This is a genomic window from Acinetobacter sp. G18, assembly GCF_052660225.1.
On the sequence record NZ_CP109658.1, the window covers coordinates 3,468,998 to 3,494,221 of the forward strand.

Consider the following 25,224-nt stretch of genomic DNA (forward strand, 5'->3'; position numbering starts at 1 on the left):
CATTCATATTCATTCTATAGCCTGTGTAGAATACCCAAGTCCTCTTCACGACGCTATGCCGTTTTTTAAAATTGACGAAATGAGCATCTATGACCATAACGCCAAAACCTGATTCAGTTGTTTATCGTGTGCGTGTTGCCGTACCTGTGCATCTGTACGACACTTTTGACTATACACTCACCAAAGCACAATATGAACGGGCTCAGGTAGGTTCACGCGTCGCGATTTCATTTGGACGGCAAAACCTGATTGGTATCATTACTGAAAAAGTTGACCCACAAGAATCATTTACAGGCACCTTTCAGCTTAAAGCCATTTCTGAACTTTTAGATGATGAACCTATTTTAGATGAACAAGTTTTAAGTTTATTGACATGGTCTGCCCAGTATTACCAATTTCCGATTGGTGAAGTGATGCAAACGGCCCTACCCGCGTTATTGCGTCAGGGTAAACCAATGGATGTATTGTTTCATCTATGGAAAATCATTCCTTGTGACAATGTTGAAGCCTTGTTAAAGCGTTCCATTAAGCAACAAGATGCATATCAAATTTTAAAATTACATCCTGCCGGAACTACAGAAAATATTCTTAATTTAAGTGGTGTAGAAACTGCGACACTTAAAGCACTTCAAAAGAAAGGGCTGATAGACTGTACACTTGAGCCTCATGATTTTAGCCCAGCACCTGTACAATTGGCTCAAATGCCACTTACGCTAAATGATGATCAAAAGAAGGCAACTCAGCACGTCATTAATGCACAGCATCAATACCAAGCATTTTTACTAGATGGCTTAACTGGAAGTGGTAAAACTGAAGTTTACCTGCACATCATGCATGAGGTGTTAAAACAAGGCAAGCAAGTACTGGTGTTAGTGCCTGAAATTGGCTTAACCCCTCAAACTATTTCGCGCTTTAAGTCTCGTTTTAACTGCGATATTGCTTTATTGCATTCAGGCTTAAATGACTCTAAACGCTTACAAGCATGGCAACAGGCACAAACTGGAAAGGCCTCTATTATTTTAGGAACCCGTTCAGCCATTTATACACCGCTGCCACGTCTGGGTCTCATCATTTTAGATGAAGAACACGACCTGTCTTATAAGCAACAAGAAGGTTTCCGTTATCATGCTCGTGATGTCGCACTGTACCGAGGTCACTTACAAAGCTGCCCTGTTATTTTAGGTTCGGCGACTCCAAGCATCGACAGTTATCATTTAGTAGAAACTGGTAAGTTAACTTCACTGCAACTGAACCAGCGTGCAGGCCACGCGCTTTTACCTAAAATGCATTTGATTGACCTTAAAATTGTCAAAAAGCAGCATGGTATTAGTCAGCCTTTAATCGAGCAGATCAAAAATACCCTAGCAAGAAAAGAACAGGTTTTAATTTTTTTAAATCGTCGTGGCTATGCGCCTGTACTTGTGTGTGAAAGCTGTGGATGGCAAGCGAATTGTCCACATTGCGATGCGCATTTTACGTTACACACTCAGCCTTATTCTTATTTACATTGTCACCACTGCGGCACGGTTCATCGCTTGCCAGACCACTGCCCTGAATGTCAGCAGAAGAGTTTAAAAACTTTAGGTGCTGGGACAGCTAAGGTTGAAGAACACTTACAAGAGTTATTCCCAGATTATGATGTGATTCGAGTCGATCGTGACAGCACCAGTCGTGTCGGTAGTTGGCAAAAAATCTATGATCGTATTCATCAAAACAAACCAACAATTTTGCTTGGTACTCAAATGTTGGCAAAGGGTCACCATTTTCCACATGTGACCTTGGTTGCTATTTTAGATATTGATGCAGGTTTACTGAGTGTCGATATTCGGGCGCCAGAACGTACTGCGCAGCTGATTGTACAAGTGGCTGGCCGTGCAGGTCGTGGAGAACACAAAGGCCATGTTTATTTACAGACTTTAAGGCCAGATCATCCTTTACTCACCACACTCATCGAAAAAGATTATCGGGCGGTCGCGAAACAAACATTAGCTGAACGAAAAGTTGCATTACTGCCGCCTTATCGTTATGCAGTCTTAATTCGTGCTGAGTCGAAAGATCGTGACTATACCTTACATTTTTTAAATGAAGCTGCCGAACAGCTTCGCCAAATTGCAGGTGATATTGTTGATATTTGGGGGCCGATTCCAGCACCAATGGAACGTAAAGCGGGACGTTACCGCGCCCATATGGTGATTTTGTCTGCCGACCGTGCTCGTCTGCATTTTTACTTAAGACAATGGTGGGCTCAGTTGGTTCATGCACCAAGACAGCATCAACTTAGACTCTCTATTGATGTTGATCCGCAAGAATTTAGTTAGATGATTTGAATATGATGGTGTGAAGAAGACTTTTTGGCTTTACACTTAAAAAGATCAATACATTCGGGGTAATGAATGTCATTCCTACTGCAAGCAACAATTTTTCTTGGAGCTTCTCTGATTTTAGTCCCTTTGGGTAAACGCTTAGGGATTGCAACAGTTTTAGGTTATTTATTTACGGGCATCCTTCTTGGCCCAAGTGTTTTAAATATTGCCCATGACCCTGAAGCCATTATGGAATTGGCTGAGTTTGGGGTCATCTTACTTATGTTCCTCATTGGCTTAGAGTTACGTCCACAACGTTTATGGGAAATGCGTGACTCCATTTTCGTGATGGGAAGTTTGCAAGTGGTGATTACGGGTGTAATTCTTATGCTCACCGTATTGCTACTATTTCAGCAACAACTTGCTGCCAGCTTTGTCATTGGTTTTGCCCTCGCACTGTCTTCTACTGCGTTTGTATTACAGTTACTGACCGAAAAACAACAACTCAATACCACCTATGGTCAGCAATCGTTTTCAATTTTGCTTTTCCAAGATATTGCAGCGATTCCTTTATTAGCAGTCATTCCACTGTTAGCAGGAACAGAATCTACTCATCATGGCATTGCTTATTTTGCTGCCATCATTGCAACATTCAGTGGTCTGTTCCTATTTAGTCGCTATGTGATGCGTCCATTTTTCCGTTTCGTTGCAAAAAGTGGTGCAACTGAACTGATTACCGCAGTAGGGTTATTTATTATTCTTGCTGTTGTGCTACTCATGGATACTTTAGGGATTAGCACAACTCTAGGCGCTTTCCTCACTGGGGTACTTTTAGCCGACTCAGAATTCCGTCATGAACTTGAAGCAAGTATTGCTCCGTTTAAGGGACTATTACTTGGTTTGTTCTTTATGACTGTGGGTATGACCACGCAACTGTCGTTACTGATTGAAATGCCGTGGCTCATTATTGGTGGAGCGGTCGGTCTGTTGGTGATAAAAACCCTCGTGTTAACTGCGATTGCCCGCTATAAAAAATACAGTTGGAACAATAGTCTGCTGCTTGGAACTTGCTTGGCTCAAGGTGGTGAATTTGCTTTTGTCATTTTAAGTCTTGCGAAAAGTGAAAAGATTTTAACCGATACTTTATTAGAGCCTGTTACGCTAATTGTGACGTTGTCGATGGTCCTTACACCAATAATTTACTGGATTATGGCAACTAAAATCATTCCTTTGTTTAATAAAGAACGTCCACCTGAATATGATGAAATTCCTCAGCAAGATAATCCAATTATCATTGCTGGTTTTGGGCGCTTTGGACAAATTATTGCGCGTATTGCCCGCTTGCAGCACTTAGGCTTTACTGCTATCGACAACAACCTTCACCAAGTGGACTTTGTGCGTCGATACGGCGGTAAACTCTATTACGGTGATGTCACGCAACCTGATTTACTTCGCTCGGCAGGCATTGAAAAAGCCCAAGTATTTATTTTGGCAATTGATGATGTCGAAGACTCTATGAATGTTGCACGACATCTGAGATTAAACTATCCACACATAAAGCTACTAGCACGCGCTCGTGACCGCCATCATGTACACCTGCTAAGAGATTTAGGTGTTGAACATATTTGGCGTGAAACCTATTTATCATCATTAGGTATGGCTTATCGCGCTTTACGCGAACTCGGTATTTCTGATGAACAGGCTTATAATAATATCGAAATCTTTCGAGATTATGATGAGAAATTACTCATACAGCAGCAAAGTATTTATACCGATGAACAAAAGGTTTTTGAAACCCATCGTAATGCGCTGGCTGAACTTGAGCATCTATTTGAAAGCGATGCACAGCAAGCCACATCAAGACATGACGTTAACTTAAAGCGTCATTTACAACCAAATCGTATCGACATTACACGAGATCACGAAGAATAACTTGAGATTTCGCAAAATGGCTATATTAAGGACTTATTCACATTGCCTAAATGATTGCGACAATCGGTACAAAAGTTGCCGTTGTCCTGCTTGCAGCTTCGCTGCATTCCCTAAGCTTGATTAAACCGAAGTTGTTATAATCTGCTTAGGGCCCTGGAGAATATTATGTCTGATTTACGCCAACGCTTTTATATAGAGGACTTTCCTGTTCGCGGTGAAGTAGTTCATCTAGAAGAAGCATTACAAACTATTTTAGCTCAACGCGACTACATGCCTGCGGTTAAAATTCTACTAGGCGAGATGTTGAGCGCGACTGCATTACTTGCAAGTACTTTAAAAATCAAAGGCCGTATCAGCTTGCAAATCCAGGCTAGCGGCTCTTTCAAATGGGCTATGGCTGAATGTAATCACTTAGGTGAAGTTCGTGCTTTAGCCGACTACGAAACAGATCCACGTTTTGTTGAAGCAACTGACAGCAGTACAGTCCTTGGTGCTTTAGTTAATCCAATTTTATTTATTAACATCGAACCTGAGCATGGTGAGCGTTATCAAGGGATCGTCCCTCTTGACCAGACAAATCTAGCGGGTTGTTTGATGCAGTATTATGATTTATCTGCTCAAATTCCAACTCGTATTGTATTGGCAAGTACAGCTAAACGCTCTGGTGGTTTACTCATTCAGTTATTACCTCGTAATGATGAAGAAGAGCAAAAACTGGTTGATGAAGACCTATGGCCACGTTTGACTATGCTGACTGAAACGCTTAAGCCTGAAGAATTAACAGAGCTTTCAGCAAATGAGATTTTATATCGTCTGTATAACGAAGAAGAAGTACGCTTGCCAGAAGTTGAACACTTAAAATTTGGCTGTACGTGTTCTAAAGAACGTTGTGCTAAAGCATTACTTCAAATTGGTGTTGATGCTGTTCATGAAACACTGGAAGCTCAGAACCCAATTCAAATGGATTGCCAGTTCTGTAACACCCGTTATGAGTTCACTGCTGAAGAAGCACTAGGTTTATTTGGCGAACATTTGAGTTAACTACTCACCTCATAAAAAGGCGGTCAAACCGCCTTTTTATTTATCTATAGTTTTTTGATGATAATTTTCAGCATCTTATTTTAAATCAGTTAATATGAGCTTACTTTATAGCCTAATAAACAAGATGCTTATATTTCATGAATTATTTTGATTATTTTCTCTTTATTTTTAGTGTCATTATTATGATTGCTACCCCTGGCCCAGTCATGATTTTAGTGGCAAGCGCTGGGCTTAAAGGCGGCTATAAAAAAGCACTCGAAACCATTTTTGGTACAAATCTCGCATCACTGGTTTTAATTTTTATTTCAGTACTCGTACTTAAAGGAGTACTGGGTATTAATGAAAGCTATTTAAATATTATTCGTGTTTTAGGCTGTCTCTATATTGGCTATTTAGGATTTAGTATTCTTAAAGAAGTGATTCAAGCTCCACATCCAGAAGCAATACAAACCGTTTCTGCCCAAAATGGTGGTTCTAAAAAAGGCTTTTTGGTCGGTATTTCAAATCCTAAAGATATTATTTTCTTTTCGGCTTTCTTTCCTCAGTTTGTCTCTATTTCACCTAACTTAAATTTCAGTCTAACTGTTCTTACCCTGACATGGATTGTTTTGGATTTTTTAACCCTATCTTTAGTGTATGTATTTTTCCGCCGTCTTTCTAACAGCCACTTATATCCTAAAATACTCGGCTTATGCGGCCTATTGCTTTTATTAATTGCCTTATACGGTTTATATCAGACTTTTATGTAAAGATTGAGAGGCATAACCCTAATCGACTTATGTCTCTTCCACCTTGCCTCTCCATTTCTGTAAGAGAACAACTCTTATACAATCTAGCTCATTGAAAGCCTTAAAAATTGTTTCATAATGAAATAAACAACACCATCGTGATAAAACATTATGGCCAAAAATTATTATGAAGAATTAGGGGTTACACGAGAAGCCTCTGCTGATGAAATTAAAAAAGCATATCGGAAATTAGCTCGTAAATATCACCCCGATATCAGCAAAGAAAAAGATGCAGAAGAAAAAATGCAGGCGATTAACGTTGCCTATGACACGTTAAGCAATGCAGAAAAAAAAGCTGAATATGACCAAATGTTAGATCACCCACAGGGCTTTAATGACTTTGGTCAAGGTGCAGCTCAAGGTGGATTTGATGGCGCGCGTTTTTATCGTCAGGGCTTTACGGGCGGCGGTGGTGAACAAGCTGATTTTAGCGGTTTCGAGGATTTGTTCGGCCGTTTTGGTGCTGGTTTTGGTGGTGGGCAACAACAATACCAAAGACAACAACGCAGTTACCGAGGTGAAGATCAGCATGCCAGCATAGAGGTTGATCTTGATATTGCCTACCATGGATCAACACAACAGATTACCTTACAAATTCCGACTGTGAATGTCTATGGTGAGCCTGAGGTACAACGTAAAACCCTACAGGTGAAAATACCGAAAGGCATGAAGGAAGGCCAACAAATTCGCCTAAGCGGACAAGGACAAAGTGGTATCAATGGTGGTGCCAACGGCGATCTTTATATCGAGATTCAATATAAAGACACAGATCGTGTTCATGTCGAAGGCAGTGATGTATATTTAACTGTAGATGTAGCACCTTGGGAGGCCGCATTAGGTCAAGGTATTGAAGTAAAAACACCTGCTGGGCCATTACATGTCAATTTACCTAAAAATGCAAAACAAGGACAACAGCTACGTTTAAAAGACAAAGGGATACCAAATAAAACGCCAGGCCATCTTTATTTAATTTTAAATATTGTATTCCCGCCTGCACATTCTGAAAAAGAAAAAGAAGCGTATCAGCAATTGGCAGAAGCCTTTGCTTCATTCGAACCTCGTTCATCTCATTAGGGAGCAAGATCATGACAACCATCCATTATCGAGAAATTGTATGTGACGGCCACACCTTTAGTGCTGAAGTCGTTGATGAACAATCTACATTTGACTTACAACAATTTGCCCAAGCCTGTGGTCAAAGCCCGGACTGGATTTTAGAGCTTATTGAGTACGACATTTTAGTGATTGAAAGTACCCCTGAGAAACATCAGTTCATGGGTGAAGATGTCGTTCGTGCTCGTAAAGCGTATCGTTTACAACGTGACTTTGATGCAAGTTTGGCAGCAGTTGCGGTGATGTTAGATTTGATTGATGAAGTGCAACAACTTAGAAAACAGTTGAAGCATTTTCATTAGATCAGATAGTCACGACGGAGTCCTACTGGCACTCACTATCTATTTCATCAGCTAATTACGTTACTTTTGTTTTGGCAAAAGTAACCAAAACCATTGTCATCCACAAAACCTGTTCACTACTTTCATTTAAAGTATTGCTTTGCAAAAACAATAACTTCTAAATTATGGGCAGGTTGTGGATGACGCTTAGCTCAAGCAAATTTGGAAAAAGTTCAATAAAAATTGAGGAATTACTTCAACCTAGTAATCTTCTCCACTTCCTTCAATGTCTGCTTAATCGGTTCATATTCCAAAAACCAGAACAAATTCATCCGCTCTTGGCGGTGCTGCTGAGCCAATAAATCAATAACACTTTTCTCGCCACGCCCTACCAAATGCTGTCGATAGAAGTAGTAAAGCAAGAAAACCGTACTGAGCAACATAACACCAAGCATAATCCAGAATCCCACTGGCGACTTAAGCCCTGGAATAAACTCAAAGTTCATTCCATAAATACCTGTTAAGAGTGTAAGCGGTGCAAATACGGCCGTAATAATGGCAAGAATACGCATATTTTCATTGGTCTGGTTTGCAATCGCTGAGAAATGCAAATCAATTGCCGACTGAATAGCGCTACGTAAACGTAAAGTATGCTTTTGAATACGTTCGACATGACTCATTAAATCATTCAAACGAACTAACAGAAGATCTTGAGAACTATGTGTCCGCTCACCAATCACATGATGATAATTTTCTACAATTTCATCTCGAAATTCTTGCAAGGTTTCGATTTGCTCTTCGCATAAATTTTCAACCTGTTGAAAGGCCATGTTTTCATGGAACAGTTGATGCCATTGTTTAAAACGGCGATTGCCCTGTAGTAGTTGTTGTTGCCAGTGCTCGACCCTTCTAGTTAAAGGTGACCGAATATCAAGATAACCATCCACCATACTATTGAGCAGACGTAAACACAAATCTACAGGTGAATTAGGCAACTTACGGGTTTTGTTTTGCTCTTCTAAGGTTTTACATAAAATATTTTCAAGACGCTGAATATAATTTTCAATCGACTTGTTGCCCTGCTCACGTACGCTAATCAGAACTTTAGGCGTAAAAATAAAACTAATTGGCGTGGTAGCTAAGCCAAATACACTCTCGTGAGTTTCCCCATTTTTAATTTCATCATCAGGTGTCACGAGCTTTTTGAAAATGAGCAGATCATATTCTTCAAGCGTATCAAAGGCACAAGGATGCTCAATATTGGCAATATCTCGCATATGAAATTCATTAATTGCGACATCTGAAAGCTGCTGAATTTTTTGTTGCCATTCTTCATTATGGTTAACAACATCAGATCTCACACTATCAATCCAGAAGAACTCTAGAACATGTTCAGTGTGCTTTTCTCGGCTCAAAAAAACATAGCCATCCTTTTGATGACGATAAAAATAATAAACCTGCATACCACGTCGATCTATTTGTGTGTTACTTGCATCATGCCATAAAAAAAGCCCGCATCAAGCGGACTTTTTTATTAGTGAGTTAAGCAATTATGCTTGCTCAATATCTTTCATAGTCAATTTGATACGACCACGGTTGTCAACATCAGCAACTTGTACTTTAACTTCCTGACCTTCTTTAAGAACGTCAGTTACGTTCGCAATACGCTCATTCGAGATTTGCGAAATATGAAGAAGACCATCAGTACCAGGCATAATGTTTACGAACGCACCAAATTCTACGATACGGATAACTTTACCGTCATAGATTTTACCTGGTTCAACTTCAGCAGTAATCGCTTGGATTTTTGCAATCGCAGCTTTAGCAGCAGCTTTAGTTTCACCAAATACGCGAACTGTACCGTTATCTTCGATATCGATTGCAGCTTTAGTTTCTTCAGTAATTTGGCGGATTGTTGCACCACCTTTACCAATTACGTCACGGATTTTGTCCGGATTAATTGTAATTACTTCGAATGTTGGAGCATGCATTGAAATTTCAGGACGAGCACGTGAAATTACTTTGTTCATTTCATTAAGGATGTGCATACGACCAGCAAATGCTTGGTTTAACGCAACTTCCATAATTTCTTCAGTAATACCTTCGATCTTGATGTCCATTTGAAGTGCAGTAATACCGTTTGCAGAACCTGCTACTTTAAAGTCCATGTCGCCAAGGTGGTCTTCGTCACCCAAGATGTCAGAAAGTACAGCAAAACGCTCGCCTTCTTTCACTAAGCCCATTGCGATACCAGCAACTGGCGCTTTAAGTGGAACACCTGCATCCATAAGTGATAATGATGCACCACATACAGAAGCCATTGAAGATGAACCGTTAGATTCAGTAATGTCAGATACAATACGAATCACGTACGGGAAGCGGTCAGCAGCAGGAAGAACTGCTTGAACACCACGACGTGCTAAACGACCATGACCAATTTCACGACGTTTAGGACCAGATTCACGACCTGTTTCACCTACAGAGTACGCAGGGAAGTTGTAGTGCAACATGAAGTTGTCAGTTTTAGTACCAGAAAGCGTATCAACCATTAACGCATCACGAGTATTACCCAAAGTTGTTGTTACCAATGCTTGAGTTTCACCACGTGTAAATAATGCAGAACCGTGTGCACGGTCTAATACACCAACTTGAACGTCGATACCACGAACAGTTTTAGTATCACGACCATCAATACGTGGCTTACCTGACAAGATGTTGTCACGTACTGTACGGTATTTAAGGTCTTCAAATAATTCGTTTACTTCGTCAGCAATGCCAGTTTCGTCATTTTCAGGAACGAACTGAGCTACAGCTTCTGCATAAAGTGCATCAAGTGCTGCATAACGGTCTTGTTTAACCGCAATTGTATATGCTTCAGAAATTTTAGCTTCGAAAGCTGCTTTTAATTGCTCAAGGAGTGCTTCATTTTTAGTTGGAGCAACCCAAGTTGATTCAACTGCACCAGCAGCGGCAGCAAATTCTTTAATTGCTTGAATCGCGATTTGCATTTCGTCATGACCGAAAAGCACCGCACCAAGCATTTGGTCTTCTGAAAGCTCTTTCGCTTCAGACTCAACCATTAATACAGCAGACTCTGTACCAGCAACCACAAGGTCAAGATCAGATTGAGCAAGTTGTTCAAAATTCGGGTTTAAAACGTATTCACCGTTAATTAAACCAACACGTGCGCCACCAATTGGACCACGGAAAGGAGTACCAGCAATAGACAATGCTGCTGATGTACCAAGCATTGCTGCGATATCAGCATCCATAGTTTTGTCAGAAGAAACAACTGTTGCTGTTACTTGAATTTCGTTGAAATAACCTTCTGGGAACAATGGACGAATTGGGCGGTCAATAAGACGTGAAATTAAAGTTTCAGCTTCAGACGCACGACCTTCACGCTTACCGTAACCACCAGGGATACGACCCGCTGCATATTGTTTTTCTTGATAGTTAACTGTTAACGGGAAAAAGTCTTGACCCGCTTTTGCTTTAGGTTGAGCAACAACTGCAACTAAAACAGTTACACCACCCATTGTGATTAAAACTGTATTCGCTTGACGAGCAACGCGACCCGTTTCTAAAACGACTTGATGTTGACCGAATTGGAATTCTTTACGAACGATGTTAAACATTGACATGTATTGTATTTTCCTAATTTTATTCTAGTGAGACCCCTAAGGTTTGGCATTCAGACTACACCAATTGGTAGATAAATGACAAAGCTTAGAAGCCATCACACTAGACCAAAAATTTTAAATAATATTAAACGCAAAGAAGGAGCGCACAAGCGCCCCTTCTATAAATCGCCTAACGGTGATTAGACGAAACTTTCTTTTCAGGAACAAAGCATAGCAACATGCGATAAACCGAAAACAAAGCAAAATCGAATTAACGACGTAGACCTAAAGCACCGATCAAAGCAGTGTAACGCTCGTGGTCTTTACCATTTAAGTAGTCAAGTAATTTACGACGTTGGTTAACCATACGGATCAAACCGCGACGGCTATGGTGGTCGTGTTTGTGAGCTTTAAAGTGACCTTGTAAATCATTGATTTGAGCAGTCAATAAAGCTACTTGTACTTCTGGTGAACCAGTGTCGTTTTCAGCGCGAGCAAATTTAGCGATGATCTCTGCGCGGTCTGCATTAGTTAAAGCCATTCGATTTCTCCGAGATGCTTAAAAAATAAAATGATATGAATCAGTTGAGCGCAACTGACTGCCGTGCATCACTACAGCAAGTCGCCTATTTTAAGGTATCTATATATGGATTGCAAAATTGTTTTCAGTTACCTGTCATTTTAGACACTGACATCAGCGTCTCAACCCTGCACACTTGGCCTTCAATAAAAAGAAAGAAGCGCGAGGGACGTGTGAAAATATTTTCGACTAATACCTGTCCGGTACCAGACGATATTGGATCGGTCATTCATCACAAAGATGAAGTGCCTGCCGAACTGGGCGGAATGAATGAACATCAGGTTCAAAAGATCTGGAAAAGTATTGAGTCACTCTATAAAACCGGGAACTATCCGCTCATTACATTTTGTTTACGCAGGCAGGGGAAAATTTTATTAAATCGAAGCATCGGCTATGCTCAGGGGAACTCTCCAGCAGGTCTGCAAAATAATGCACTCATTGCAACGCCTGACACTCCTGTTTGCTTATTTTCAGCCTCAAAAATGATTACTGCCATGTTGATTCATCTTTTAGATGAAAAAGGTGAAATCAACTTACTCGACCCTGTCAGTTATTACATTCCAGAATATGGTGTAAATGGGAAGCGCCGTGCGACGATCTTTCATTTATTAGCACATCGCGGCGGCATCCCTTATATAGACGGCGAAGTCACTCCTGAATTGCTTTTTGATAAAGATGAAATTTTAAAGCGGCTTTATGCAGCAAGACCCGTTTCTCCAGCAGGTAATCACCTCGCCTATCATGCTGTAACTGCAGGTTATATTTTGGGAGAAATTATTGAACGGGTCACAGGACAAGATCTTCGTCAGTTTGTACATGAGACCATCGAAAAACCAATGGGTATGCCCTATTTTAACTATGGTTTGAAGCCAGAATATCGTGCAAAAGTCGCACTCAATTGTGCAACAGGCTTACATCCTCGCTTAGGGACAGACCATTATCTCAATCATGTATTAGGCGGCGGTTTACAACTCGCTGTAGATGTCACTAATGACAGCCGCTTTATGGATACGATTTGTCCTGCCGGTAACATTTATACGAGTGCCGAACAGGCTGGACGTTTTTTCGAAATGCTCTTGAGTGGTGGAAGTTATCAAGGCAAACAAGTTTTAAGTGAGAAAACAATTTTTAGAGCAACTCTACCGACCACAGGAGTTAATATTGACCGAACCTTATTAATCCCGATGCGTTATGCATTAGGTCCAATGCTCGGTAGCAATCCGGTAGGTTTATTTGGTCCAATGACTGGTCAAGCTTTTGGTCATCTTGGTTTTTCCAATATTTTATGTTGGGCCGATCCAGAGCGTGATATTAGCGTTTCTCTGTTGACTACTGGAAAATCCGTAGTAGGTACTCATCTGCCTGCTTTGGCAAATCTGCTCTATCAAATTTCTAGCCAATGTCCTCGAATTCCTAGAGATCAACGTCGTTCATTGTTCGGTAGTGACTCACATGAAACAGATCTAGTTTAAATAGCAATAATCTAGCTATAAAATAAAAAACCCAAGCATTTCTGCTTGGGTTTTTGGCGCTGTAGTTCTTATTTATCGTGTTTATCGCTGTTCTTATTGTTATATGTGAGATGCTTTATACATCTTTCTTCTAGTTTTACTCACTTCCGTTGTTTTTATTTCTATTTCCTTATGGGATGTATTCTCTCATATCCAATTATGAAGAAAAGTAGTATTTTTCTTATCATCATGTAAGCAAAAACGTACAGGTCTGTCTAATATTTAGCGTTTGTCTGTAACAGCTAAATAACGTACGGTTCTGTATAACATTTAACTTAACAATTCACAGGAAAAATGACTATTTAAGAATCATATTACAAATAAATATATTAATATGATTGGTTTAAATTGTTGATAATAAGGACAAGAAATCGTGTGAAATACATAAAGATTTATTTAATTTATTTGACATGATAAAAACTCAAAATATAAAAAAGCCCTGTAGTCTCTCCCAAAACTACAAGGCTTAGCGGCTGTAAGTTTCCTCTTTATTCACCTACTTCATTGTAAGTTCGCAGTCTCTCGACTTAAGTTATTATTATTGTGCGATTTTGCCCGACATTCCTTGCCAAGCTCGTTGTGCGTTTATAATCTCAAAAACAGGGGGTGTTCTCTAGCAGCAAATATCTCGAATCTATGTAAGCTTTTTCTTACAAAGGTCAAAATATTAAGTTTGACTTAACGAACTAACCGATTAACCTTTTCAACTAAACCGCTTCTTCTTGTCGTACGAACTGTAAAAGATTGTAATAAAGCCTCAGGGTGAACCAAAAGACTCACTACCTTTTTCGCTCGTGTAATCGCAGTGTAAATAAGTTCTTGGCTTAGCAAATTCTTGGCAGCCTGATCGAGAACTACAGCAGTATGTGTAAATTCAGAGCCTTGCGATTTGTGAATAGTTAAGGCAAATGCACTTTGAATACTTTTAGGTAGTCTGTTTGCAGCAACCCATTTATTTAAACTAGGAAAATACACTTCAAACTGTTGAGGCTGAGTACGGTGTTCAAAACATAAACCAATGTCACCATTTGAAATGCCAAGTTGGTAATCGTTATAAGTCATCATAACTGGACGGCCAACATACCATCCTCCTAAGGTCACGATACCTAGCTGTTGTTGTAACCAACGTTCGGCATATTGATTAAGTTGCTGCAAGCCGAATGGTCCATGACGTACAGCAGTTAAAATACGGTAGTCATCGAATGATTTAACTATATTTTCAATATGCTCAATTGAGCGATCATCTTGTAAATAAGCTTTTAGGCTTTGCACATAGCCTTGAAAACCCACCATCAATTTTTGATAGTAAGCTTCTAGCTCTATAGATGCCCCCTCAGGTAAGTATTCAAGCTGAACCACATCGGGCATATTAGCTTCTAAAGGAATTGAACGTAGCTCTGAAACCTGAACAATATCAATTTCAAATTGCTGTAGAACCTGCTCATAATTGATCTGACTGGTTTGCATTTGAATAAATCGTGCCACCTGACCAATTAAAGCACCTTCTGCAAAACGACGACTGGTTTGAAGGTGAACACGGTTTTCAGACAAAGCGTCGATTTGCTGTAAATCCGCAAGTACCGCTCCAACATCTACTGAAGCAAGCTGGTTGGCATCGCCTAGCAAAATAATTCGGCAAGACTCAGGTACCGCTTCAAATAATAAAGTTGCCAGATTTAAATCCAGCATAGAGGCCTCATCCACTACAATAACGTCATAAGGCAAAGTCTGCTTTTGATTAAAACGTGGAGTTTGACTATGCCCCATACCCAATAAGCGATGAATAGTTTGGGTACTTTGGTTTCTTAGCTCATCACTAACTAGTCCTGACTCAAGAAGCTTAGGGTCGTTAAACGAGTTTTGTAAGGCTTCTTGCATACGCTGTGCAGCTTTACCCGTCGGAGCAGCCATCGCCACACGAATATGAGGGATGGCTTGGCTAAGTACAGCAATAATACGAGCTAGCGTATACGTCTTACCTGTCCCCGGCCCACCTGTAATGATACTTAAGCTCTGCTGAGACACCATTTGCAAAGCAGCTTGCTGATGTGGGTCAGTGAGTAAGTTTAAATGCTCCTCACACGAAACTGATTGAATTGGTTGTTGCTTTAATCGACGAATTTGCTCAGCTAGACGTTGCTCTAGGTTCCAATATCGGTATAATGCCAACCCCTGCCCGTCGTGGACACAAGGGGCAACTTGAGACATCGCTTGTTCTGCGGATATCGCCAGTTGACCAAGTGTTTCTGTTTCTTCTGGGCTAATCGCAATACAACTGTCACCTTGCAAGCTCGCTTCAATAAGCTGCTGCAAAAAACAAGCTGCCTCTGGAGCTTGTGTCTGTGCAGTAAACGGAGCTTGATTTAGAAAGGTACTCCAAGTCGTCAACCAGCTTAAATCGCTTTGTTCAGGGCTATTTAGATTGTCCACACACTTATCCACCTAGTTTTCCACACGCTTGTCCACATGGTTATAGACAGGATTATCCACACCCCAAGTATTTGTTAATTCTAAAATTAGATCATTTATCAGCATTTTTTATGCAATTTTATCCTCAGCAAAGTACCCTAAAATAGCATCAAGTCGTAGAACAAATTCTGTACTTGGCTGCCAATAATAATAACCCTGCTCAGCTTCGCCATTCATACCACGCAAGTAAAGATAAGTCGCCCCACCTAGGTGTTGCTCAATATCATAATTTTGCATTTTGACTTTTAAATAACGATGTAACGCAACTAAATACAAGCCTGCTTGCAGCCAATAGCTGGCTAGAGACATACTTTGGGCAATGCTTGCTCCACTATAATCCGCAAGGTTTTCACCTAAGTAATTACTTTTATAGTCAGCAATGTGATAACGCTGCCCATCAAAATAAACCAAGTCTATCGAACCATTTAAATAGCGTGCGGAACGAGCCTCTAATAACTCAGGCATTTCCATGCCATATTCAACAAACAGCTGCTGAATACGTTTCATGGCTAACACACGATCTGATAGTGCTAAATAAAAAGGACACTCTGATAAATAGTGCTCTGGTTGCAACTGATTTAGGCGAAAACCTTGATATAACGGCGTGTTTAGAATCTCTTGCAACCATGTCGCCACAGCGTGATAAAGCGAATATTCCGCTTCTTGTTCTTCGGGAAAGCTTTCTTTGTATTTGATTAATAAATCTTGCCACAAACTACTATAGTCATTTTTAAAACGACGACGTATTTCACCTACCCACTCATCTGCACATTGAAAATCAATATGTTCAAAAATTTCATGTAAGAAATTACCTGCAAGTGTTCCTCTAGGAAAGTTGCTTTTGATCCAGCTAATTGGCTGTGCTGCGGTCACTTCAACAGAAATAACCTGATCGAGTTCATCTTCGGCTAAAACAGCTTCATGATTCTGGCTCGCGAGTAAATCTGTACCTACTTTATGTCTTAAATGCTGTGCCAGATAACTAAAACTGGTTTTGCCTCTCGAATAAAAGCGCTGGTCAGGAAAATGCTGTGCCTGTATTTCAATAATATTGATGTGCTGATTTAAATGCATGGCAACAGGTGGTTGCTCCAAAATCATTTCATCGCAACAACAACGGTGCTGGAAAGGTTCAGCTCTATTTTTCCAAAAAGCTAAACCTGAAACAGACTTGCCATCTGTATCTTGCATGAGCGCATAAACACGATGACTAGCACGGGTTAAAGCCACGTACCAAAGGCGGTTTTGTTCCGCCAAAGCCCGTTCTTCATGCTGCTTCAGTTCGGTTTCGTTTAAATATGCTTTATCGGCAATCGCAACAACACGTTGTGTTACGGTTTGAGCCGATTCAGGCATAGTGACATCTTGAGTTGAGAAATTGAGTGTTTTGTTATTTTCCCGAAATGGCTTATCAGCCCCAAGCAAAAAGACAATTTTAAACTCAAGGCCTTTCGACTGGTGAATTGTCATGAGCTGAACACCAGCTTCACTCGACAATCTACGCTCTAGCTCCCACTCACGGTCAAGCGGTGACTGTAATTGCTTGAGATACCAATGATAGAGATTTTGCGCACCCTGATATTTCTCGCTATGTTGGCTTAAAATTTCGGTCAAATGACGCAAGTTCACCACGACCCGCTCATTATCTTTACTCTGGACAGCAACCAGATTTTTCCAAATGCCAAATTGGTTTAAACATTGCTGCCATGCCACTAAAAAGCCCTGAGCCGACCACAATTCCCGAATAGCATCAAAGCCTGTCATAAACTGGCTTAAACCTTCGGCCGTTTGTTCGAGTTGCAACAGCTGTTTAAGATCCATAGCAAATAAACGGCTAATCAAAGCTCGTTTCACTTTGGCCTCATCGTAAGGATGGAGTATTGCCGTGAGTAAGGCCCCAACATCTTGAGCAATTGTGCAATCAAAAACACTTCGTTTTGATGGCCGGTTAACGCGTATTCCTAATCGTTCTAATTGAAATTGAACTTTATCAAGGCCATCATGATTACGAGACAAGACCGCAATATCATCTTCATTTAAAGCTTGGGTTTGAGTATCTTTTTGAAGATATAACTGCCCAGTATGTGACTGGTTGAGTAAATCCCGAATCTTCCATGCTACTTGCTGTGCTTCCGTTTCCTTGTCTTTTAGCAGAAGCCAACGTAAAGGGTGCGGGTTAGGCTGATTTTGATCGACTAAAGCTGGGTGAGGTCGAGTCCCTGCCCGAATCGGGTCATATTGAACTTGCTCACCGAAGTCGATTTGTCTTTGAAATAAGGCATCAACCACTTCAACCAAGTCAGCGACTGAACGATGGTTATGAATTAATTTATATTCTCGACCATGCTTTGCCTGAATATCTTTATAAGCATTTAAAAAGGTAAGCATGTCCCCACCACGGAAACCGTAAATTGCCTGCTTACGGTCACCCACCATAATCATGCAACCTTTTTGGTAACGCTCTGGATGACGCCAAATGCTGGCGAGCATATCGTCTTGGTCTTGGTTAGTGTCTTGAAATTCATCGACTAAAATTAAGGGATATCGAGCCTGAACAAATACTGCAAAACGCTGCCCCTGCTCGCCTTTTAGCGCTTCTGACAAAGTGCGAATTTGCTGAGAAAAAGTCGTCTCGCCCTTGTTTTGTAAAACCTGCGGTAAGCGTTTTTTAACTTCTACACACAAATAGGCTTTTAAATAAATATGAAGCTGATCGAACTTTTCAGCGTAGTTTTTCAGCACACCAAATAACTGCTGAATCTTCTGAATACAAGGATGTTTATAAAATCCATCAGAAATTTCGGCAGGACATTTTTTAAAAACTTTCTGATCGGCAAGTTGGCCTAAAAACTTAAAAATAAGTTCCCGTTGTGCTGCCAAAGATCCATCAAAAACTAAAATACTGTCGCTTTGCGTTAGAACTTGTAAAAGCTGCGGTAAACACTCGCTAAATAATTTGTTAAACGCCCCATTACGAAATATTGTGCCGCTTACATGTTTATAGTGTTCGCCATCAAGCGAGTAATACGGCTCTAAAAGGCTGATATCAATTTCTGTTGCCAACTGTTTGAGCTGAGCAAGCTGTTCAAATTCAATGGTAGGCTTTTCGGGAAGTTTAAAATGAGCAGAACTAAAATTTAGTGAGTCTTCGACCAGTTTTACAAAACTGTCGACACTTTTTAACTCACCTGCCAGATACAACGCATCAATCACAGTTTGAGGCTGAGACTGTATCCATTCACGTAGTACATCATGAATCAGTTGGCGGCTATAGGCTTTAGCATCATCGGTAATTTGAGCACGTTCAATTTTGCCGCTCTCAAAAGCAAACTCACGTAATAGTTTTTGGCTAAAGCTATCGAGTGTTCCGACAAATAGCTCATCCAACTGATCGATGACGAGCTTTAAACGCTCACAGGCATAGGCAATACGTGTCGCAAAATGCTTGAGAACATGTTGGAGTAATAAGTCAGATTCTTGCTCGGCCTGTAAAAGAATCTCTTTTTCAGTCAAGCTCCGCTTAGCATCTAAGTAACGGTAGGTTTCGACTAAACGCGCACGAATTCGGCTTTTCAATTCGGCCGCAGCAGCACGGGTAAATGTGGTCGCAATGACTTGTCTAGGCAAATATTTCTCAAGAAAAATACGTACCATCAAACTCGACAGTGTATAGGTTTTTCCTGTGCCCGCCGAAGCTTCAATTAAATGCAATCCGCTAAATTCAATATCAGTAATAGGTTGATAAGACACCTGTACTCTTGAGTTCATGCCTTACTCCGAATATTGAAATTGAAAAACTGGATGATACAAATCATATGCAAACTCATCACAAGCGTGTTGAAGCAATGCTTGTGCATCTTGTTCTTGCAAAATAAAACGCCAGTCCTTATGTAACTTACACGCTTCATTTTGAGTCATATCGATAGCGGTAAATGACCCAGTTTCATTCCAGTATTTTAACAGCTCGGTGTAGCTCTTCTCATCCAGTTTTATTTTTTCTGTCGGATTTGTTGTTTCCCACTGATATGCCTTGGCTTTTTCCAGAGGCTTTAGCATTAAAGCTGCTGGTAGCACCAGTGGTTGCTGTTGAGCATAGCGCCAGATTTTAAACCACGGTTGTAAATACTGCCGAGCTTGCTCCGAACTAATACCTTTACAGATTACGGTTTGATCACTAAAAACCACTATACGGCGTCTTTCAGCTCCTGCACTTCCCTCATTTAAATAGGCTAACCAAAGCAGGTACTCTAACCAGACTTTTGCACGTCTTTTGGCCCGAGCACTTGATGCTTCCATGCTGACCCAGTCCTGAGTTTCAGATTTTGGCACCGTAATATTCATATGCAGCTGTTTGGCAATTCGCCAAACTCGCTGCGTGGTTTGTGTCACGGCTGGCGCATAGTGATGAAGACGCTCAAGTAAACATTCCTGTTCGAAAATGCCCTGCTGCCAAGCGCTGTATTGAACTTTGCCTACAGGTAATTGATCAAGTAGAGCCTCAGGCTGCGCCTGTTGTTCATTTTGCTGTAAAAAATGTCGAATGGTATAGCGGCCTAAACCATCTAAAAGCAAAGGTTCGTTCTGATCTAGCTCGCCCACACTCCCTAAATTTTCGACACCTAAAGTTTTTAAATAGAGGCGCGCAGGGAAAGTCACATCTTGTATCCACTGATGGCTATCTAAAACCAGCATGTCAGGTATTTCTAAAGGATAAGATGTATTCGCCCAAGGCTTAAGAACACCAGATGCTTGCTGAATTTGCATTGCTACATTAAACCAGTGATCTTGGTAACGAATGTAACTGTTCTCGGCCATAAAACCCTTCGGGTCAAACGGCTGTAAATAATGTAAATGGTAGAGTTGTTTTAATTTAGACGGAATTTCAATACCTTCAATCATTTCTCGATCGGGTGCATTTGGCTCCGGTTTTACAATAAGCGCAAGATGCTCACGGAACTCTTGAAGAATACTTGAAGGGTCTCTCACTTCACCGTCATTGACATCAAAACCGTTATAAAATAGCCATAGATTTTCTTGAGCTAAAAGTAAGGCATCTAAGAAAGCACCTTGGTCATCCTCAAGACGGGAACGGTCACCCAGTTGTTGACGTAAGGCATCCATCAAATCAAATGGTACATGCGTATCACGGTTTGGAAACTGCCCTGCATCAAGGTTCAACATCACAATTAAGCGATAAGGCAAAGGACGAATTTGTCCAATCTGAGCAAAGGTAATCTGTCCAGTCGGTTCAGCTTGTGCCATCTGATTTTCTAAAGTTCGCTGAATCTCATCGAGGATATAAGGCAAAGGCAAGGTAATTTTACGTAAGGTACCTGTTTCTGCTTCGGCATAGTAACTCGCAAGCGTTAACATACGCTCTTGTTTTTTCACAATTTCGCGAGCAGTTTTTAAAGCAGCCACACCAGCCTGTTCAAACTCGACTATATCTTGCGACAACACGTGCAACCAGTATTCTACTGTATGTACTTTTCTTTGCTCATGCATAATGAGCCAGTCACGGCGCTCATTTAAATCTTGATAAATCTGAATGAGCGTACCAATAAGCTCAAAATCGCCTGGTTGAACTTTAGCGTAACTAAGTACCTGATTAAACGTAGCATGCTCAGGAATTGCAATGCCGAGCGCTAACCGCTCTAAAGCAAATTTAAAACTATATCGATAATCATCATCGCCGTCACATAAGCTACGTTTCAGATGCTCTGCATCAAGACCACGTTTAAACCCTGCATCGGCTAGTAATGTCAAAACTCGCTCTACTTGAGCATATTCAAGAGCATAGCGCTGCTGCGTCGCATGTAAACCAAGCCAATCAGCGAAATCATCAAAGCTAAATCGTCCTTGCATAAGGTGAATACGCCCAATCACGGCACGCCATGCATTGAGTGCATCAAGTGAGGCAATACCTGCAATTTTTACGGGTAAATGCACACCTTGCTCAGTTGCCGTAGCTGGAAAAACACTTCGTATTAAAGGCTCAACTTCTGCCAAATTAGGCACTAAAACCAGAATATCATTTGGGCGACGCGGCTGTTCATGCGGTTTAGCCAACCAGCCAATCAACTGCTCTTTCAATACTTCAAGTTGGCGCAATGTTGAATGGCAAACATGAATCTGGATAGAGTCATCATTCGATGCGAGTTCATATTGCTTAGGCTGTGGTTCCACTAAATGCAAAATATCTGACTGAACTTTGCCAAGTAGACTCTCAGGAAAATCATCTACAAAGGCGTCCACCCACTTACCTTCTTCACCTGTAGACAAGTTTGAAAGTAATGAGAAGTGGTCGCGGGCTTGTTTACCCAATCTTGTTAAAAGCGGATGCCTAGACTCACGCGCCTCAGCATTAAAGTTAAGCGTAAATTTATCAAAGAAATCGGCAATTTCAGCATCGGTCGCTTGAGGATTTTTCGCAATAAAACGCTCTTTCACACCTAAGTCATAACGTTGTTTCCAGAGTGGATCGACACTATCGGCCCAATATTCCTGTGAAGGGTTATAGTGCAAAATCAGCACATCAATGTATTGCCCTAAACGGCGCAGAAACTGAAGCTGGCTAGGCGGTAAATCCAGCAAAGTAAAAACGACAATTTGCTCTGGCAAACGAGATAATGCCTTCTTCTGGCGCTCAGGATGGTCTAATTCCTGCCAAAACAGCTCGTCAATTTGCTGCATTTGCATAAAATCATCATGAAAATGCTGCTGCCATAACCAGCGTTGCCAACGTTCTAACTCTTGTGTTTGCTGCAAAGTAAATGCAGAAATTTCTTTATCTTTCTGCGCAATATACTTTTCGATATCCAGCGCTCGGCCTTGTCCCCACGCTGCTAACCAGTTATTTGGACAAGTACAGGTATTTTCACAACCACGTTGGCACTGTCCCCGATAGACCATATAGTTACTAAATAAATCGGCAACTTGTTCAGCCACCCAATACAACATTTTTTGTTTTTTTAGCTGCTTCTCAATCCCTTGTTCAAGTCGATCTGCGCTGTCGTAAATACGCTGAACAATAGAATGTAATGGATGAGAATCATCTATACTCATTTCATCAGGCTGAATAAATTCTTGTAAGGCTTGATGTACACGCCATTTAAAAATCAAGCGTGGAATATTCGATTTACGAACCTGTTCTTTATGCGCAGTAAGAACCTGTTGATAGGCGTACCACTGAAAACCGCGAACTCGTTGATGGAACTGGTAATTGGCCGTCATTCCTTGTTGTTCTGCAAGTTTTTGTATCAGCCACTGCTCAACTGCAGGACTAGGTACAATAAAATGCTGGGCTTTCAAAACCTGTAAAGGACGCGTAGAAGGTTGGGACGTAGATGCGAGTACGCCCTGCAACAACACATCAATACGTTGACTTTGAATAACATGGATGCCCATTTATTTCATACCCTACTCGCATAATTTATGCACAAAATCATAAACATTCATTACTATACAACTGAATCTGACTATGTCACGTTGGTTTAAACACAGCATAATCTAACTTTAGGTGTCACTTGCCTTGTGTTTGGAAGGCACCATTAAGGAACCCATTACAGGTAAACATTATGAAAATTGATAACATTCCTGACTATATTGATCCTAGCCTAAATCTGGAACAAATTCGCGATGAGTGCCACGATCTCATTCAGAAAAGAGCTTACGTGTCTGCTGGTGCAGCAATTGTACCGATTCCTTTTTTTGACGTGGTCGTAGATTTGGGAATTTTGACACAGCTTATTCCCGATATTAATGCTCGCTTTGGCTTAGCACCTGAACATGTCAGCGTCTATGATCCAAAAACAAAAACTATTCATTGGGATGAATTGCGTAAACGTGGCTTTCAATTTTCAGGTTTTATGGTCGCGCGTACAACCGTTAAAAAAACCTTTAATGGTTTCTTTGGCAAAATCGTAACCAAACAAGTGACAAAATTTATACCTTTAGGCGGACAAATTGTTGCAGCAAGTTTAGGTTATTTTATGATGAAAAAAATAGCCCAAACTCATCTAAATGATAGCTACAACCTTGCTAAACGCATTCAACAAAAGGGAATCAACTCAACAGTACTTGGGAGTTAATACAATCCTATCGTAATTTTTTAAGGCACGTGACTGTGCCTTATTTTTTGCTTTTAAAATTTACACAATAAAACAAAAGATATGTTCAAAACTTTAATCTTCACTTATTTTTTTAAGTTTTACTAAAGTTTAAAAGTCTATTATTCAATCTACAATACCAAATGAAATACGGAGAGTCATTGTGGAATATGGACAATCAACATCCCGTTTACGTGCCATTTTTAATGTAACCAGTGGTAACTTCCTAGAACAATATGACTTTTTCCTCTTCGGTCTATACGCAAAAGCGATAGGTGAAACTTTTTTTCATTCTGATAGCAGCTATGCCGCACTAATGAAAACTTTTTTGGTATTTGCCGTTAGCTTTTTGATGCGACCAATTGGCGCACTCGTCTTAGGTCCATATGTTGATCGAATTGGCCGCCGAAAAGGATTAATGGTCACCTTAAGTATTATGGCACTTGGTTCCTTGTTAATTGCACTAACACCTGGATATGCCACCATCGGCTTTGCAGCCACTGTCTTAATATTTGTTGGTCGTCTAGCCCAAGGTTTCTCAGCTGGGGTTGAGCTAGGTGGTGTCTCCGTTTATTTATCTGAAATTGCTGAACCACATAACCGTGGGTTTATTACCAGTTGGCAATCTGCTAGCCAACAAGTTGCTGTAATTTTTGCTGCCACATTAGGCTATTTAGTCAGCCTAGCGTTTACGAAAGCACAAGTTGATGCTTGGGCTTGGCGTATTCCATTTTTTGTCGGTTGTGCAATTATTCCGTTTATATTCTGGTTACGTAAATCTTTAGCCGAAACCGAAGCTTTTGCCTCTCGAAAAGAGCATCCAACTACTAAACAAATTATGTCAACGCTTGCAGCGAATTGGAAAATTGTAGTCGTTGGAATGTGTATGGTTGCAACAACTACAACCATGTTCTATTTCATTACAGTTTACACCCCAACTTATGGAAAAGAAGTTCTACATTTAACAACTGCAGAAAGCTTATTTGCAACGGTAATGGTCGGGGCAAGTAACTTTATTCTATTACCTATAGGTGGTTATTTATCAGATAAAATTGGTCGAAAACCATTATTGATTACCACAACAGTTTTAATTTTTGTAAGTGCTTATCCACTATTAAGTTGGCTAACTCAAAACATTAGTTTGGCACACATGTTAATTTCACTACTTTGGCTATCTCTGCTCTATAGTTTCTATAACGGCGCATTGGTCGTTTCCCTCACTGAAATGATGCCAAGCTCTGTAAGAATTGCTGGATTTTCTGTAGCGTATAGTCTTGCCACTTCTATATTTGGTGGGTTAACACCTATGATTGCCACATATCTTGTACAAGAATCTGGCAGCAAAAGTATGCCTGCTTTCTGGTTAATGTTTGCCGCAATCATTAGTTTAATTGCAACGCTTATTGTATTTCGCAATCGGAAAACTCTTGCTATAGAATCTCCATCAATGAATGATCAACTTGCATAATCAAATA

At 40.6% G+C, this 25,224-nt stretch carries 15 protein-coding genes; 9 read left to right on the forward strand and 6 right to left on the reverse strand.

Annotated features, from left to right (window positions below):
- The first annotated feature begins 89 nt into the window (after positions 1–89).
- The 6 genes from NE363_RS16425 to NE363_RS16450 all read left to right on the forward strand — a co-directional run bounded on the left by NE363_RS16425 (position 90) and on the right by NE363_RS16450 (position 7,479).
- Entirely contained in the window at positions 90–2,318 is a 2,229-nt protein-coding gene (locus NE363_RS16425) for a primosomal protein N' (RefSeq protein ID WP_100192272.1), read from the forward strand.
- 75 nt (positions 2,319–2,393) lie between these two features.
- Entirely contained in the window at positions 2,394–4,235 is a 1,842-nt protein-coding gene (locus NE363_RS16430; protein WP_445535477.1) for a monovalent cation:proton antiporter-2 (CPA2) family protein, read from the forward strand.
- Between the two features lie 165 nt (positions 4,236–4,400).
- Positions 4,401–5,276 (forward strand): Hsp33 family molecular chaperone HslO, encoded by an 876-nt coding sequence (gene hslO, locus NE363_RS16435; protein WP_445535478.1) that lies wholly within the window; start codon positions 4,401–4,403, stop codon positions 5,274–5,276.
- 137 nt (positions 5,277–5,413) lie between these two features.
- Positions 5,414–6,025, forward strand: a complete 612-nt coding sequence (locus tag NE363_RS16440; RefSeq protein ID WP_445535479.1) for a LysE family translocator — start codon at positions 5,414–5,416, stop codon at positions 6,023–6,025.
- 150 nt (positions 6,026–6,175) lie between these two features.
- Positions 6,176–7,138: a DnaJ C-terminal domain-containing protein gene (locus tag NE363_RS16445; RefSeq protein WP_068935763.1), complete on the forward strand. Its 963-nt coding sequence runs from the start codon at positions 6,176–6,178 to the stop codon at positions 7,136–7,138.
- 11 nt (positions 7,139–7,149) lie between these two features.
- Complete coding sequence (locus tag NE363_RS16450) at positions 7,150–7,479, forward strand: chaperone modulator CbpM (protein ID WP_019456897.1); 330 nt, start codon at positions 7,150–7,152, stop codon at positions 7,477–7,479.
- 230 nt (positions 7,480–7,709) lie between these two features.
- Here NE363_RS16450 and NE363_RS16455 read toward each other — a convergent pair whose 3' ends face one another.
- The 3 genes from NE363_RS16455 to rpsO form a co-directional block, all read right to left on the reverse strand.
- Positions 7,710–8,921 (reverse strand): magnesium transporter CorA family protein, encoded by a 1,212-nt coding sequence (locus tag NE363_RS16455; RefSeq protein WP_049065194.1) that lies wholly within the window; start codon positions 8,919–8,921, stop codon positions 7,710–7,712.
- An 87-nt stretch (positions 8,922–9,008) separates the two neighbouring features.
- Positions 9,009–11,096: a polyribonucleotide nucleotidyltransferase gene (gene pnp / locus NE363_RS16460; RefSeq protein ID WP_171220364.1), complete on the reverse strand. Its 2,088-nt coding sequence runs from the start codon at positions 11,094–11,096 to the stop codon at positions 9,009–9,011.
- A gap of 256 nt (positions 11,097–11,352) precedes the next feature.
- On the reverse strand, positions 11,353–11,622 hold the full coding sequence (gene rpsO, locus NE363_RS16465) for a 30S ribosomal protein S15 (protein ID WP_001229357.1): 270 nt from the start codon (positions 11,620–11,622) through the stop codon (positions 11,353–11,355).
- A 212-nt stretch (positions 11,623–11,834) separates the two neighbouring features.
- Between rpsO and NE363_RS16470 the strand changes: the two genes are divergently transcribed.
- A complete protein-coding gene (locus NE363_RS16470) occupies positions 11,835–13,133 on the forward strand; it encodes a serine hydrolase domain-containing protein (RefSeq protein ID WP_151740679.1) in 1,299 nt (432 codons plus the stop codon).
- A gap of 717 nt (positions 13,134–13,850) precedes the next feature.
- Here NE363_RS16470 and recD read toward each other — a convergent pair.
- The 3 genes from recD to NE363_RS16485 form a co-directional block, all read right to left on the reverse strand.
- Positions 13,851–15,602, reverse strand: a complete 1,752-nt coding sequence (gene recD, locus NE363_RS16475; RefSeq protein WP_445535480.1) for an exodeoxyribonuclease V subunit alpha — start codon at positions 15,600–15,602, stop codon at positions 13,851–13,853.
- Between the two features lie 108 nt (positions 15,603–15,710).
- Complete coding sequence (locus tag NE363_RS16480) at positions 15,711–19,409, reverse strand: UvrD-helicase domain-containing protein (RefSeq protein ID WP_445535481.1); 3,699 nt, start codon at positions 19,407–19,409, stop codon at positions 15,711–15,713.
- A 3-nt stretch (positions 19,410–19,412) separates the two neighbouring features.
- Positions 19,413–23,048: an exodeoxyribonuclease V subunit gamma gene (locus NE363_RS16485; RefSeq protein WP_445535482.1), complete on the reverse strand. Its 3,636-nt coding sequence runs from the start codon at positions 23,046–23,048 to the stop codon at positions 19,413–19,415.
- 170 nt (positions 23,049–23,218) lie between these two features.
- Between NE363_RS16485 and NE363_RS16490 the strand changes: the two genes are divergently transcribed.
- Both NE363_RS16490 and NE363_RS16495 read left to right on the forward strand, forming a co-directional pair.
- Positions 23,219–23,731: a hypothetical protein gene (locus NE363_RS16490; RefSeq protein WP_445535483.1), complete on the forward strand. Its 513-nt coding sequence runs from the start codon at positions 23,219–23,221 to the stop codon at positions 23,729–23,731.
- 181 nt (positions 23,732–23,912) lie between these two features.
- The gene (locus tag NE363_RS16495) at positions 23,913–25,217 is read left to right on the forward strand and encodes an MFS transporter (protein WP_445535484.1); all 1,305 of its coding nucleotides are present in this window, start codon (positions 23,913–23,915) and stop codon (positions 25,215–25,217) included.
- Positions 25,218–25,224 lie beyond the last annotated feature (7 nt).